The 12,684-nt window shown below is 64.1% G+C and carries 12 protein-coding genes; 2 read left to right on the forward strand and 10 right to left on the reverse strand.

Annotation, left to right across the window (positions count from 1 at the left end; all coding sequences use genetic code 11):
• Positions 1-456 precede the first annotated feature (456 nt).
• The 5 genes from G9C89_RS13665 to G9C89_RS13685 form a co-directional block, all read right to left on the reverse strand.
• Complete coding sequence (locus G9C89_RS13665; RefSeq protein WP_172148819.1) at positions 457-1,311, reverse strand: ABC transporter permease; 855 nt, start codon at positions 1,309-1,311, stop codon at positions 457-459.
• A 7-nt stretch (positions 1,312-1,318) separates the two neighbouring features.
• Positions 1,319-2,551 (reverse strand): ABC transporter permease, encoded by a 1,233-nt coding sequence (locus tag G9C89_RS13670; protein WP_172148821.1) that lies wholly within the window; start codon positions 2,549-2,551, stop codon positions 1,319-1,321.
• A gap of 78 nt (positions 2,552-2,629) precedes the next feature.
• Complete coding sequence (locus G9C89_RS13675) at positions 2,630-3,703, reverse strand: ABC transporter substrate-binding protein (RefSeq protein ID WP_172148823.1); 1,074 nt, start codon at positions 3,701-3,703, stop codon at positions 2,630-2,632.
• Between the two features lie 18 nt (positions 3,704-3,721).
• Positions 3,722-4,852 carry an ABC transporter ATP-binding protein gene (locus G9C89_RS13680; protein WP_172148825.1) on the reverse strand — a complete coding sequence of 377 codons (1,131 nt, stop codon included), beginning with the start codon at positions 4,850-4,852 and terminating at the stop codon, positions 3,722-3,724.
• Between the two features lie 361 nt (positions 4,853-5,213).
• Positions 5,214-6,410, reverse strand: coding sequence for a class I SAM-dependent rRNA methyltransferase (locus G9C89_RS13685; protein ID WP_172148827.1), 1,197 nt, complete (start codon positions 6,408-6,410; stop codon positions 5,214-5,216).
• Positions 6,411-6,622: 212 nt separating this feature from the next.
• Here G9C89_RS13685 and G9C89_RS13690 point away from each other — a divergent pair, with 212 nt between their 5' ends.
• Positions 6,623-7,435, forward strand: coding sequence for an HDOD domain-containing protein (locus tag G9C89_RS13690; RefSeq protein ID WP_172148954.1), 813 nt, complete (start codon positions 6,623-6,625; stop codon positions 7,433-7,435).
• A gap of 113 nt (positions 7,436-7,548) precedes the next feature.
• Here G9C89_RS13690 and G9C89_RS13695 read toward each other — a convergent pair whose 3' ends face one another.
• The 5 genes from G9C89_RS13695 to G9C89_RS13715 all read right to left on the reverse strand — a co-directional run bounded on the left by G9C89_RS13695 (position 7,549) and on the right by G9C89_RS13715 (position 11,745).
• Entirely contained in the window at positions 7,549-7,851 is a 303-nt protein-coding gene (locus G9C89_RS13695; protein ID WP_172148829.1) for a DUF2388 domain-containing protein, read from the reverse strand.
• 233 nt (positions 7,852-8,084) lie between these two features.
• Positions 8,085-8,690, reverse strand: a complete 606-nt coding sequence (locus G9C89_RS13700; RefSeq protein ID WP_172148831.1) for a GNAT family N-acetyltransferase — start codon at positions 8,688-8,690, stop codon at positions 8,085-8,087.
• Positions 8,687-9,136: an NfeD family protein gene (locus G9C89_RS13705; protein WP_172148833.1), complete on the reverse strand. Its 450-nt coding sequence runs from the start codon at positions 9,134-9,136 to the stop codon at positions 8,687-8,689. The genes G9C89_RS13700 and G9C89_RS13705 overlap by 4 nt, the downstream gene beginning before the upstream one ends.
• 3 nt (positions 9,137-9,139) lie before the next feature.
• Positions 9,140-10,063 (reverse strand): SPFH domain-containing protein, encoded by a 924-nt coding sequence (locus tag G9C89_RS13710; protein ID WP_172148835.1) that lies wholly within the window; start codon positions 10,061-10,063, stop codon positions 9,140-9,142.
• Between the two features lie 92 nt (positions 10,064-10,155).
• Entirely contained in the window at positions 10,156-11,745 is a 1,590-nt protein-coding gene (locus tag G9C89_RS13715; RefSeq protein ID WP_172148837.1) for a L,D-transpeptidase family protein, read from the reverse strand.
• Between the two features lie 158 nt (positions 11,746-11,903).
• Here G9C89_RS13715 and G9C89_RS13720 point away from each other — a divergent pair, with 158 nt between their 5' ends.
• Positions 11,904-12,611: a murein L,D-transpeptidase catalytic domain family protein gene (locus tag G9C89_RS13720; protein WP_172148839.1), complete on the forward strand. Its 708-nt coding sequence runs from the start codon at positions 11,904-11,906 to the stop codon at positions 12,609-12,611.
• The last annotated feature ends 73 nt before the right edge of the window (positions 12,612-12,684 follow it).

The following is a 12,684-nucleotide window of genomic DNA, read 5'->3' on the forward strand; positions in this document are numbered from 1 at the left end:
TGTATATGGCTGTGTGAAGCGTATGTTGAGCCGGGTTCAGGCCCAAGGCAAACGGAAGTGACCATTTGCAGGGCTGGGGCGGAGGTTGGCGCGGGGTCTGCGCTGGTTCGGCCTGGTATACGTCCGCCTGGGTGCGGCAGCAAAGGGACGATTCTAGCCCCAGGCGGTGTGGCGGCGAAAGCGCGGAGCAAGGCTATGTACCGGTTATGTGTTGCATGCAGCGATGCCCTGTAGGAGCCAGCTTGCTGCGGTTCGGCGCCCCGACGATGCTTTCGCTGTCAGCTGGATCGCCAGCAAGCTGGCTCCTACGAAGAGCTTCGGCTCCGTACAACAGCTAACTCAGACATAGCCTTAGTTAAAGCATGAGAGGCGGTGAAAAGACTCTCGCCTACTGCGGCCGCCTCCAGGCGCCCGCTGCTAACATTGCGCTTGATATTTTCACAACCTCTGCGCGGATTATTCGATCAGTTCGACGCCGCGCAGGCGCTCGGAACGCCGACGCAGCAGTTCGAGGGTGATCAGCAGGGCGATCGACACCAGGATCAGCAGGGTGGCGATGGCCAGGATGCTCGGGTTGATCTGCTCGCGCAGGCCCGAGAACATCTGCCGCGGGATGGTGCGCTGCTGCGGACCGGCCATGAACAGGATGACCACCACCTCGTCGAATGAGGTGATGAAGGCGAACAGCGCGCCGGAGATCACCCCGGGGCGGATCAGCGGCATGATGATGTCGAAGAACACCCGCAACGGCGTGGCGCCCAGGTTCAGCGCGGCGCGCGCCAGGCTGTAGTCGAAGCCGGTCAGGGTCGCGGTCACGGTGATGATCACGAAGGGCGTGCCCAGGGCGGCGTGAGCCAGGATCACCCCCAGATAGCTGCCGGCCAGGCCCATGTTGGAATAGAAGAAGAACATCCCCGCGGCGGTGATGATCAGCGGCACGATCATCGGCGACAGCAGCAGGGCGGTGATGAAGCGCCGGTAGGGCATGTCGTCGCGGGCCAGGCCGACGGCGGCGCAGGTGCCCAGCACGGTGGCGAGCAGGGTGGCGAAGATGCCGATCAGGAAGCTGTTCTGGATCGCCAGGATCCATTTCGGATCATTGAAGATTTCCCGGTACCAGCGCAGCGAATAGGCTTCCGGCTGCAGGGTGAGCATGCCTTCGGTAAAGCTGAAGAACGGCTCGACGTTGAATGACAGCGGGATGATCACCAGGATCGGCATGATCAGGAACAGCAGCACCAGCCAGGAGCTGGTCTTCAACAACCAGGCCCCGAGGTGATGCCAGAACCCGTAATAGGCGGGAATTTTCATCGTCTGCTTATCCCAGTTTGATATTGCTGGCCCCGACGAAGCGGTCGTATACCCAGTACAGCAGCAGGATCAGGCCGAGCAGCAAGGAACCCAGCGCGGCGGCCAGTTCCCAGTTGTTCGAGCGCTGCATGTGGAAGGCGATGATGTTGCTGATCATCTGTCCGTCGGTGCCGCCGACCAGCGCCGGGGTGATGTAGTAGCCCACGGAAATGATGAATACCAGCAGCGCACCGGCACTCAGGCCCGGCAGGGTCATGGGGAAGTAGATGCGAGCGAAGGCCGGGATCGGTTTGGCGCCGAGTGACAGGGCCGCCCGCAGGTAGCTGGGGTCGATGCCGCGCATCACGCTATACAGCGGCAAGATCATGAACGGCAGGAGGATATGGGTCATCGCCACCACGGTGGCGAACGAGGTGTAGAGCATCTCGATCGGTTGGCTGATCAGGCCGGTGCTGAGCAGGAATGAATTGATCACGCCGTTGGTCTGCAGCAGGGCGATCCAGGCGGTGGTACGTACCAGCAGCGAGGTCCAGAACGGCAGCAGGACCAGTACCAGCAGCAGGTTGGCGCGGTTTTCCGGCAGGCCGGCCAGGTAGTAGGCCAGCGGGTAGCCGAGCAGGGCGCAGAACAGGGTGATGACCAGCGCCATGTTCAGGGTCTTGCCGTACAGCTGCAGGTAGATCTGCGTGTCTTCGCGCACCTGGATGCCCTGCTCCGGGTGCAGCTCAAGATCGAGGGCGGTCAGGTAATAGTCGTAGGTGTAGACCGCGCCGGCGCGTTTGATCGCATACCAGACCTCGGGTTTGCTCCAGTTGCCGTGGGCCTTGAGCAAGGTCCCGGCGCCTTGGGTTGCCAGCTGTTCGGTCTCGATCCGGGCGATCCGTCGGGCGCTGGATTTGACCACGCTGGACATGCCGGTATAGGCGCGGTTGAGTTCCTCGGACAGCTTGCCGGACAGGCGCTCCTTGGCCAGGCCATGCAGCTCCTGGGCAAATACGTTCAGGGTGGTTTCATCGGGTAGTGCTGTGCCGTCCCAGCGTTGCAGTTCCACCAGGGTCAGCGGGATCAGTTCGGCCACGGCCGGGTGATGCACGCTGCGCCAGAGCATGCTGCCGATGGGCGCAACGAAGGTCAGGAGAATGAAGGCCAGCAACGGCACCACGAACAGAAAGGCGGTCAGGCGTTTCTTGCTGCGGGCGCTGGCGGCTTGGTCGGCTTCGGTGGTGGTCAGAGAGGACAAGGTGTTACTCCGGAAATCCTGGTGAGGCCGATACTCTCACCCCAACCCCTCTCCCAAAGGGAGAGGGGTTATTGCGGGTTACTTCAACAGCCACTCGTTGAATTTCTCGCCGAGCGACTCGCCGTAGTCGGCCCAGAAATCCGAGCTGGCCTGGATACCTTTATCCAGGTGGGCGGTGGGCAGGTGCGGTGCGGCGGTCGGGTCGGCCAGCGGCATGGAGGACTTGCGGGTCGGGCCGTAGGCGACGTCCGGCATGCCGGCCAACGGCTTGGAGCCGGTGGCGTAGGCGATGAACTTGAGTGCCAGGTCCTTCTTCTGCGTGCCCTTGACGATGGCCCAGGCGTCGAGGTCGTAGACGTGACCGTCCCAGACGATGACGAAGGGTTTGTTCTCCTGGCGGATGGCGTCGTAGAAGCGCCCGTTGGCCGACTGCACCAGCACTGCGCCGCCGTCATTGAGCAGTTGCGGGGCCTGCGACCAGGAATCGAACCAGACCAGGTCATCCTTGATAGTGGCCAGTTTGTCGAAGGCGCGCTGTTGGCCTTCCGGGGTAGCCAGCACTTCGTAGACGTCCTTGGGCGCTACGCCGTCGGCCAGCAAGGCCCACTCCATGTTGACCTGCGGACGCTTGCGCAGGGCGCGCTTGCCGGGGATCTTCTTGGTGTCGAAGAAGTCCTCGATGCTCGCCGCCTTGGTGCCGCCGATAGTCTTCTCGTTGTAGGCGAACACCACCGACCAGACGATATTGCCGACCGCGCATTCGCTGGCCAGGGCTTCGGGGATGAAGTCTTCTGCAGCCGATTTGCCATCCACGCCGGCCGGCAGGTCCTCATGCGGGATGCTTTCCAGCAGGCCTTCGGAGCAGGCGCGCTCAAGGTCGATCACCTCGAAGTCGACCACGTCCCACTGGATATTGCCGGATTCGACCTGGGCCTTGATCTCGGCCACGCCGCCGGAATAGTCCTCGAACAGCACCTTGACGCCGGTGTCTTTCTGGAACGGGTCGATGACGTGTTTCTTCTGTGCCACGCCATAGGCGCCGCCCCAGGACACCACGGTCAGGCTCTCCTCGGCGCTGGCGGCGAAGCCGGCCGTGCCTAACGCTGCAGCCAAAGCGAATGCGGAAAAGCGGGTAGTCAGTGATCTAGCCATTGCTGTGCTCCATTGCTTTTAGTTGTGTGGTTGTAGCGTAGCCGCGGCGACGGGCCGGTCCAGCGCCTGGCTGTCCTCGGGCAGCCAGGCCAGAGCAACCTCGTCGCTGTTGCTGAACTGCGGGGCCGAACTGTCGTTCATGTTCTTCACCACCAGCTCGGTGCCGTCGGCGGTCTCGAAATGGTAGCGGATGTATTCGCCGACATAGTGGCGGGTCACGAAGCGCGCCTTGACCTGGTTGCCGGCACTGCCGAGGCGGTCAGTGAAGGTGAGTTTTTCCGGGCGGATCGAGACGGTGGTCGGCAGGCCGACTTCACAACAGTTGGCCTTCAGGCTGCTGACCAGGCCGCCGTCTTCCAGGCGCACGCCGACGGTGTCGTCGCCGACCGACTCGATGGTGCCCATGAGTTTGTTGCTCTCGCCGATGAAGTCGGCGACGAACAGGTTGGCAGGGCGCTCGTAGAGCACGTGGGGTGCGGCACATTGCTGGACGATGCCGTTGTTGAACACGGCGATGCGGTCGCTCATGGTCAGGGCTTCGGTCTGATCGTGGGTGACGTAGATCACGGTGAAGCCGAGCTGCTCGTGCAGACGCTTGATCTCGAACTGCATCTGCTCGCGCAGCTTCTTGTCCAGGGCGCCAAGCGGCTCGTCCATCAGGATGATGTCCGGGGCGAAGATCAGGGCGCGGGCCAGGGCCACGCGCTGGCGCTGGCCGCCGGAGAGTTGCCCGGGAAAACGGTTGCCGAACTCCAGCAGCTCGACCAGGGACAGGTATTCGTCGACCTTGGCCTTGATTTCGTCTTTGGGTCTCTTGCGGATTTTCAGCGGGTAGGCGAGGTTTTCGCGCAGGGTCATGTGCGGAAACAGGGCGTACTGCTGGAACACCATGCCGATGTTGCGGGCGTAGGGGGCGATGCTGGTGACCGAGCGGCCGTTGATCAGGATCTCGCCGCTGGTCACGTCCTCGAAGCCGGCGAGCATCATCAGGCAAGTGGTCTTGCCGGAGCCGGAGGGACCGAGCAGGGTGATGAATTCGCCCTTGGCCACATCCAGATTGAAATCCTTGACCACCAGTGTCTTGTGGTCGTAGGTCTTCTTCACATTGGTGAATTGTAGGAACGGTTTGTCCCCAGCTTGCTCAGCCATAATCCTCCCCAGCTTTCCATCAGAACAGGTGTTCAGCTCTTGGCGTGCACCTGGCCACTTCAGTCAACCGTCTCGTTCTTTTTAGGTACGAGCAGCTGTTATGGAAATAACCAAAAGCAATAAGTACGCCAGCCAGCGATAACCACGCGCGGCTGCGCTGCACGTGCTTCTAAGCCTAGTTCAGCTTGGGGTTTGCGCTAGCTGGGTGGGAGAAGGGGTAACAGCACAGGGGGAAGGGGGATACCTGCCGAAACGCACTCGGCAGGTGCACGGGGCTCGGAGGCTGTGAAAGTATCGAGCGTCGTAGCGAGAGCGCAATGCCACAACGGCCGCCTGGGGCGGCCGCTTTTTTCACCAGTGCTCAGCTGTTGGGCAGCAGGCGGCAGGTCAGGCTCTTGATATAGCGGGTCTCGGCGATGGCCGGGTGCACCGGATGATCCGGGCCCTGGGCGCCGCGTTCGAGCAGTTGGATGTTGCGATCGAGGTGGCGGGCGCTGGTCAGCAGGATGTTCTGCAGGTCGTCTTCCGGCAGGTGCATGGAGCAGGAGGCGCTGACCAGGATGCCGTCCTTGTTGAGCAGGCGCATGGCCGCTTCGTTGAGGCGGCGGTAGGCGGCCTCGCCGTTCTTCAGATCCTTCTTGCGCTTGATGAAGGCGGGTGGATCGGCGATCACCACGTCGAAGCGCTCTTCGGCGCTTTTCAGTTCCTTGAGGGCGGCGAACACGTCGCCTTCGATGCAGGCGACCTTCTCCGACAGGCTGTTGAGGGCCGCGTTGCGCTCCACGCCGTCGAGGGCGAAGGCCGAGGCGTCCACGCACATCACTTCGGTGGCGCCGAAGGCCGCAGCCTGCACGCCCCAGCCGCCGATATAGCTGAACAGGTCGAGTACGCGCTTGCCTTTGACGTAGGGCGCCAGGCGTGCACGGTTCATCCGGTGGTCGAAGAACCAGCCGGTCTTCTGCCCTTCGATCACCGGGGCTTCGAACTTCACCCCGTTCTCTTCCAGCGCCACCCATTCCGGCACCACACCGAAGGCGGTCTCGACATAACGCTCCAGGCCTTCGGCATCGCGCGCCGCGGAGTCGTTCTTGAGCAGGATGCCGCTCGGCTTGATCACCTGGATCAGCGCGGCGAGCACCTCATCCTTGTGCCTTTCCATGGTGGCGGAGGCCAGTTGCACCACCAGAATGTCGAAGAAGCGATCCACCACCAGGCCCGGAAGCAGGTCGGAATCGCCGAATACCAGGCGGTAGCAGGGCTGGTCGAACAAGCGCTCGCGTAAGGACAGGGCGACATTGATGCGGTGCACCAGCAGGGACTTGTCCAGTACGTGCTTGACGTCGCGCGACAGCAGGCGGGCGCAGATCAGGTTGTTCGGGCTCAGCGCGACCACGCCCAGCGCCTTGCCGCCGGCCGCTTCGAGGATCGCCTGATCGCCCGCGGCAAAGCCGTGCAGCGGTGTCGCGGCCACATCGATTTCGTTGCTGTACACCCACAGATGGCCGGCCCGCAGGCGTCGATCGGCGTTGGCTTTGAGCCGCAAGCTGGGCAGGGACATGGGGTGTTCTCCAGAAAAAGAGCGCGATTATAGCCGTTTCGCCAAGCGCAGGCGCAGGCCTGGAGGGCTTTGCGTGCGGGCGGGAGGTGTTTCCTGCTTGCCTGGGTGGGGGGCAGCCGGACTACACTCTGGCCTTCTGCCATCTTTGTCGAGCCGTCATGGCCCAGCCACTCTCCGCCGAACAGATTAACAAGGCCCTGCAAGGCATCAGCGTGCCGCCGCAGCCACAGATCATGGTCGACCTGCAGATGGAGCAGGTCATGCCCCATCCCGACCTGCAGGCCATTGCCAAGCTGATCAGCCAGGATCCGGGGTTGTCCGGGGCGTTGTTGAAGATCGTCAACTCGCCGTTCTTCGGCCTGGCCAACCGTATCGCCTCGATCCAGCAGGCGGTCAACCTGCTCGGCTGCGACACGGTGATCAACCTGATCAATGCTCAGTCGATCAAGGGCGAGCTCAGCGACGAAACCATCGTCACCCTCAACCGATTCTGGGACACCGCCCAGGACGTGGCCATGACCTGCCTGACCCTGGCCAAGCGCATTGGCTACCAGTCGCCGGATGAGGCCTACACCCTCGGGCTGTTCCATAACTGCGGCATTCCGCTGATGGTCAAGCGCTTCCCCGGTTTCATGACGGTGCTGGAAGAGGCCTATTACAGCGCCGGCAGCGAGTTGCGGGTGGTCGATAGCGAGAATCGCCTGCTCAACACCAACCATGCGGTGGTCGGCTATTTCACCGCCAGATCGTGGAACCTGCCGCTGCACCTGTGCGAGGCCATCGCCAGCCACCATGACGCGCTGGCGATCTTCAGCGACGACTCCGGCCGCGATGCCCAGCTGAAGACCCTGTTGGCGATTCTGAAGATGGCCGAGCACATCTGTGCAAGCCATCGGGTGCTGGGCAACCAGGCCGAGGATCATGAGTGGCAGACCATCGAGCAACTGGTGCTGGAGTACGTCGGCCTGTCCGGCTACGACTTCGAGCACCTGCGCGAGAGTATCCGCGAGCTGGGCAGGGTATGAGAGGTTGTGAAAAAACTCCCGCCTACTGCGACCGCCTCCAGACGGCGCTCGATATTTTCACAACCGCTGATTCGCCGAGGTCGGCACGGGACTGGATTTCCAGCGGCCCGCTGCTACTGTTCCGCGGCGAGGATGGCGCTGGCCAATTCCATGTCGCTGGCCTGCAGATCGGGATGCTCGGCGCGCAATTGGTTCAGCGCGGCTTCCAGATAAGGCCCGCGGATTTCTCCAGCGCTGGCGACATAGCTGCTGGCATCGTCACGTGCTGGCACGATCAGCTTCTTGTCCTTGAAGGTCAGGTAGGTCGAGGCCGTGGTTGCCCCGGACGAGAGGATGTCGCGCACCAGACCGTCAGCGAATGTCGGGGCCGTGAAGGCGACCAGTACGGTAAAAATCAACGGATTTAAACGGCGCATACGGGTGACTCCGAAAGGTTTGCCTATGAAGTAGGAGTCCGATTTGCCGCCGAGGGTTCAACCCGGCCGATCAAGGGCGGCGATTGCCAGGTTCGGCTAGGGGGCGCTCTGCGTGGGAACCATCGCGGGGGTTGCGGCATCTCTGGAGGAAGGGCCAGGCGGTGTTCCGCTTCAGTCGCGAAGCGTTACGGAGGGCTCGATGACCTTCACGATTGTCGGCTTCGGTGCCGGCGCTAGCAATCCGCTTGCAGGTAGTACTGCTGCAGACCTGTCAGCAGCAGATGGCCGCTCTGAACAAAAGCGTGGCGCCGATACAGCGCCAGGTTGCGCGGCTCGCCGGTTTCCAGGGCGACACGCTGGCAGCCCTGCTGGCGCAGTTGGGCCAGTGTCTGGCTCAGCAGCAGGCTGCCGATGCCCCGACCTTGCTGGTCGGGCGCCACGGCGATGAACTCGATGCGCGCGCTGTCGGGGTGGCTCAGCAGCTGGTCGAAGGCCTCGAGCAACTGGTCGAGCCGGGCCAGGCAGTCGGCGCCGCACTGCTGGCGGATGGACTGGCCGATGGACTGCAAGCTGCCGGCGCTGGGCTGCTGCCCGGCCAGGCTGAAATAACCGGCGCCGACCAGCTGTCCGGCCTGCCAGACGGCGAGGATCGGCATGCCGTTGGCCCGGTGAAAGCGTTGATAAGCCGCCAGATAGGCGCGGCGGCGTTGGGCAAAGCCCGGACGCTCGGCGAACAGGTACCAACCGAGGGTCGGGTCGCCGGCAAAGGCCTGGTCGAGCAGGTCGAGTGCTGGGCCATCCTGCGCCACCGCGAGCGGCGCGAGATGCAGGGCGTTCACCGGCTGGCTTCGACTTTCAGCAGCACGCCGTCCTGGCCGATCACCTTGACCTTGCTGCCGGCCGGCAGGTCCGGGCCGCTGACCAGCCACAGGGTGTCGCCGGCCTTGATCTTGCCGTGGCCAGCACTGATGGCTTCGTGCAGGACGAACTGGCGGCCCAGCAGTTCGCTACCACGACGGTTCAGCCCCGGTTGGTCGGAGGGCTTGGCCGCGGTGCGCTGGCGGCGCCACCAGTACACCGCGGTGAGCACCGAGAGCACACCGAACAGGAGGAACTGCACGGCCCAGTGCAGTTCCGGGAACAGGTAGGTCAGCACGCCGACGCAGGCGGCGGCGATGCCGATCCACAGCAGGTAGCCGCCGGCGCCGAACACCTCGAGGATCAGCAGCAGGGTGCCGAAGGCCAGCCAGTTCCAGTACGACAGGTGCTGCAAGTAGTCCCACATCGCTTAACCCTGCTTGTTGTCACCGAAGGTGGCTTTGACGATTTCACCGATACCGCTGACCGCGCCGATCACCTGGCTGGCCTCCAGCGGCATCAGGATCACCTTGCTGTTGTTGGCGCTGGCCAGCTGGCCAAGCGCGTCGATGTATTTCTGCGCGACGAAGTAGTTGATCGCCTGCACGTTGCCGCTGGCAATCGCTTCGGAGACCACCCGGGTGGCTTCGGCTTCGGCGCCGGCAGCCCGTTCGCGGGCTTCGGCTTCGAGGAAGGCGGCCTGGCGCTGGCCTTCGGCCTCGAGGATCTGCGCCTGCTTCTTGCCTTCGGCGGTAAGGATCGCGGCGGCGCGCAGGCCTTCGGCTTCGAGGATCTGCGCACGCTTGATGCGTTCGGCCTTCATCTGCCCGGACATGGCCGCCATCAGGTCGGCGGGCGGACTGATGTCCTTGATTTCGATGCGGGTGATCTTGATACCCCAGGGCGCGGTCGCTTCATCTACGGTGCGCAGCAGTTTCTCGTTGATCGCGTCGCGCTGGCTGAGCATCGCATCCAGTTCCATGGAACCGAGCACGGTGCGGATGTTGGTCTGCAGCAGGTTGCGGATCGCATGGGTGAGGTTGTTCACCTCGTAGGCAGCCTGGGCGGCGTTGATCACCTGGAAGAAGCACACCGCATCGATCTGCACGGTGGCGTTGTCGGCGGTGATTACTTCCTGCGGCGGAATATCCAGCACCGTTTCCATCACGCTGAGCTTGTGGCCGATACGATCCATCACCGGCACGATGATGTTCAGGCCCGGGGTCAGGGTGTTGGTGTAGCGGCCGAAGCGCTCGACCGTCCACTGCGAGCCCTGGGGCACCACTTTGAAGCCCATAAAGACCACGGCGACGGCCAGGCCGACGAAGAGAAAGATCACGCTGCCGATTTCCATGAGGCATATTTCCTTGCGGGTCGCTTTTAAGGTAGCCGTCGATTGTAGGCCGACGGCTGCGGTTTTGCCCGGCTCCAGGGCAGACTTGTGAATCAGTAGGTATTGCCTCGCAGGGCGGCGAGCAATTTTCGATCGCGTGCATAGAGGTCGTTGTGCAGGATCAGTTCGCCGTCGGCGTTGACCCCGGCGGTCCAGTAGGCGAGGACGATCGGCAGACGCTCGCGCATCGGGAATTCCGTGGTTTTGCCGCTGGCCAGCAGGCGCGCGATCTCGGCACAGTCATCGGCCGGCAGCAGGGTGTCGAGCAGTTCGACGATGCCTTCGATACGCACGCAACCGGAGCTGAAGGCGCGTGGCGATTTGCTGAACAGGTGCTGGCTGGGGGTGTCGTGCAGGTACACGGAGAACGGGTTGGCAAAGCGGATGACCAACTGGCCGAGGGGATTATGCGGCCCGGCATCCTGGCGCAGGATGATCGTCCCGGGCTTGTGCCAGTCGACCTTGGCCGGATCGAGCGGCTTGCCGTCGCGGTCGAGCACGCGCAACTGCTGGCGCTGCAGATAGCCGAGGTCGCGGCGGATCTCCGGCAGCTTGTCCTCGCGCATGATGGTCGGCGGTACGGTCCAGGTGGGGTTGAGGGTCAGGCGGCTGACCAGCGACTTGAGCTGTGGCGTCTGGCGTGCCGGCCGACCGACCTGGGCGCGGCCCTGCCACAGCAACTGATGGTCGCGGTAATAGCCGAGTTGGCCGCCGGCGATATTCACCAGCAGGGTTTCCGCCTCGATATCGCCGGCCAGCCAGCGCCAGCGCTCGAGGTTGACCCGCAGTTGCTCGAGGCGTGCGGCCGCGCTGGTATTCAGGGCGGTCAGGCTGTCCGGGCCGATCACCGCGTCGGCCTGCAGGCCATGGCGCGTCTGGAAGCGTTCCACCGCGGCCACCAGGGCGGTGTCATAGTGGTCGCTGGCGGCTGCGGGGCGTTCATCCATATAGCCTTCCGCGGCCAGCCGGGCGACCAGTAGGGGAACGCGCGCATCGTGCATGTCCGGACGCAGCAGGCGGCCGCCGGGAATCGCCGGCCACTCGCCGAGTGGCTGGCGCCGGCGCTCGGCGTAGGCCCGGCGCAGTTCCTGGTACTGGCGCAGGGCCGGACGCGCCGTGGCGAAGGCTGCCGGCAGGTCATCGAGCCCCTGCCAGGCCAGGCCGAGTACGCTGGGGCGTGGGGTCGGGCTGAGGCTGTCGGGAGCCCGCCAGAAGGGTTCTATCGGTTCTTGCGCCACCCGCCCGCGCGCCAGATGCTGCAGGGCTTGCAGGTAACTGTGGCTGATCAGCAGATCGGCGCAGGCGCGCTGCTGGAGATTCTTCGGCAGCGGGGCGCGCAGGCTGTCGAGCCGATACTCGCCCGGGTCGAGGCCGTCGTCGGCCAGTTGCTCCAGTTCGTGCAGCAGTGCCGCGCGCCGGCTAGGCTCTTGCCAGAGGGGGATGAACGCCTGGCGGGCATACAACTCGTGCAGCAGGCCGGGCACTTGCAGCTCGGCGGCCGCAAGCGCTGGCGTGCAGGCGCTCGGTTGCGCGGCGAAGCTCTGGCGGATCGCCTGGCTCGCGCCGTCGTCGACGCCGTAGGCCTGGGCAGTTAGCGCCAGCAGACAGCCGGCGGTCAGGTAATGTGCGGTTTTTTTGTACAATCGCGCCCTGCAGTCCATGATTCGCCAGTTCCGTGATTGCGCTATGCAGTCGAATGGGGTGGTTGCCGGCGGCTCGTATTACGTCCGCGGCGATTGCAACTGGCGCTCGCAAGCGCTCGCCGAATGTTCGCCGCAGTGTACACAGGAGCTCCCTGCACATGATCAAATCACTCCGCCGGCTTGGCCTCACGCTGACCGGGCTGTGCCTGCTGGCGTCGCCCTGGCTGGCGGCGGCATCCACCCCGCAACCGCTGTTCGATGGCCTGGCGCGTGTCGCGCCCGGGCTCGATCGCCAGGTCCTCGAGCATGCGCTGGCGGCCATGCAGTGTGCGCTCAAGCATGGTGCCGAGCCGGCGCAGCGCCTGGCGGTGATCGACTATGCACAGCCGTCCACCGCCCGCCGCTTGTGGATCTTCGATCTGCAGCAGCAACGCCTGCTGCTGAACGACCTGGTCGCCCACGGGCGGAGGTCTGGCGAGAATCTGGCTACGCGCTTTTCCAACGCGCAGGACAGTCATCAGTCGAGTCTGGGCCTGTTCCGCGCGGCGGAGAGCTACAGCGGCAAGCACGGCTATTCGTTGCGCATGGACGGGCTCGAGCCGGGGGTGAACGACCGTGCCCGCGAGCGCGCCATCGTCATCCACGCCGCCAGCTACGTCGACCCGCGCCTGGCAAAGACTCAGGGCCGGATCGGCCGCAGCCTCGGTTGCCCGGCGGTGCGCCCGCAAGTGGCGCGGATGGTGGTCGACCAGCTCAAGGGCGGCCAGTTCATCTTCGCCTGGTATCCGGATCAGGGCTGGCTGCAGAGCTCCGCCTACCTCAACTGCCCGTCACGCCAGGGCGAGCCGGTCGTCGCCCAGCGCTGAGCGGGTAAGCCGACACGGCGCCAGCAGGTTCTCCGCAGTGATGGGTTACGCCGCGCAGAGAATGCAGCTCGAT

Origin of the sequence: Pseudomonas tumuqii (assembly GCF_013184545.1) — a bacterium.
Classification (GTDB): domain Bacteria; phylum Pseudomonadota; class Gammaproteobacteria; order Pseudomonadales; family Pseudomonadaceae; genus Aquipseudomonas; species Aquipseudomonas tumuqii.

Coding starts and splice junctions, on each gene's coding strand:
- G9C89_RS13710 (WP_172148835.1), bottom strand. CDS start 10,063: ATGGAAATCGGCAGCGTGATCTTTCTCTTCGTCGGCCTGGCCGTCGCC.
- G9C89_RS13720 (WP_172148839.1), top strand. CDS start 11,904: ATGATCAAATCACTCCGCCGGCTTGGCCTCACGCTGACCGGGCTGTGC.
- G9C89_RS13680 (WP_172148825.1), bottom strand. CDS start 4,852: ATGGCTGAGCAAGCTGGGGACAAACCGTTCCTACAATTCACCAATGTG.
- G9C89_RS13695 (WP_172148829.1), bottom strand. CDS start 7,851: ATGCGCCGTTTAAATCCGTTGATTTTTACCGTACTGGTCGCCTTCACG.
- G9C89_RS13685 (WP_172148827.1), bottom strand. CDS start 6,410: ATGTCCCTGCCCAGCTTGCGGCTCAAAGCCAACGCCGATCGACGCCTG.
- G9C89_RS13665 (WP_172148819.1), bottom strand. CDS start 1,311: ATGAAAATTCCCGCCTATTACGGGTTCTGGCATCACCTCGGGGCCTGG.
- G9C89_RS13705 (WP_172148833.1), bottom strand. CDS start 9,136: ATGTGGGACTACTTGCAGCACCTGTCGTACTGGAACTGGCTGGCCTTC.
- G9C89_RS13675 (WP_172148823.1), bottom strand. CDS start 3,703: ATGGCTAGATCACTGACTACCCGCTTTTCCGCATTCGCTTTGGCTGCA.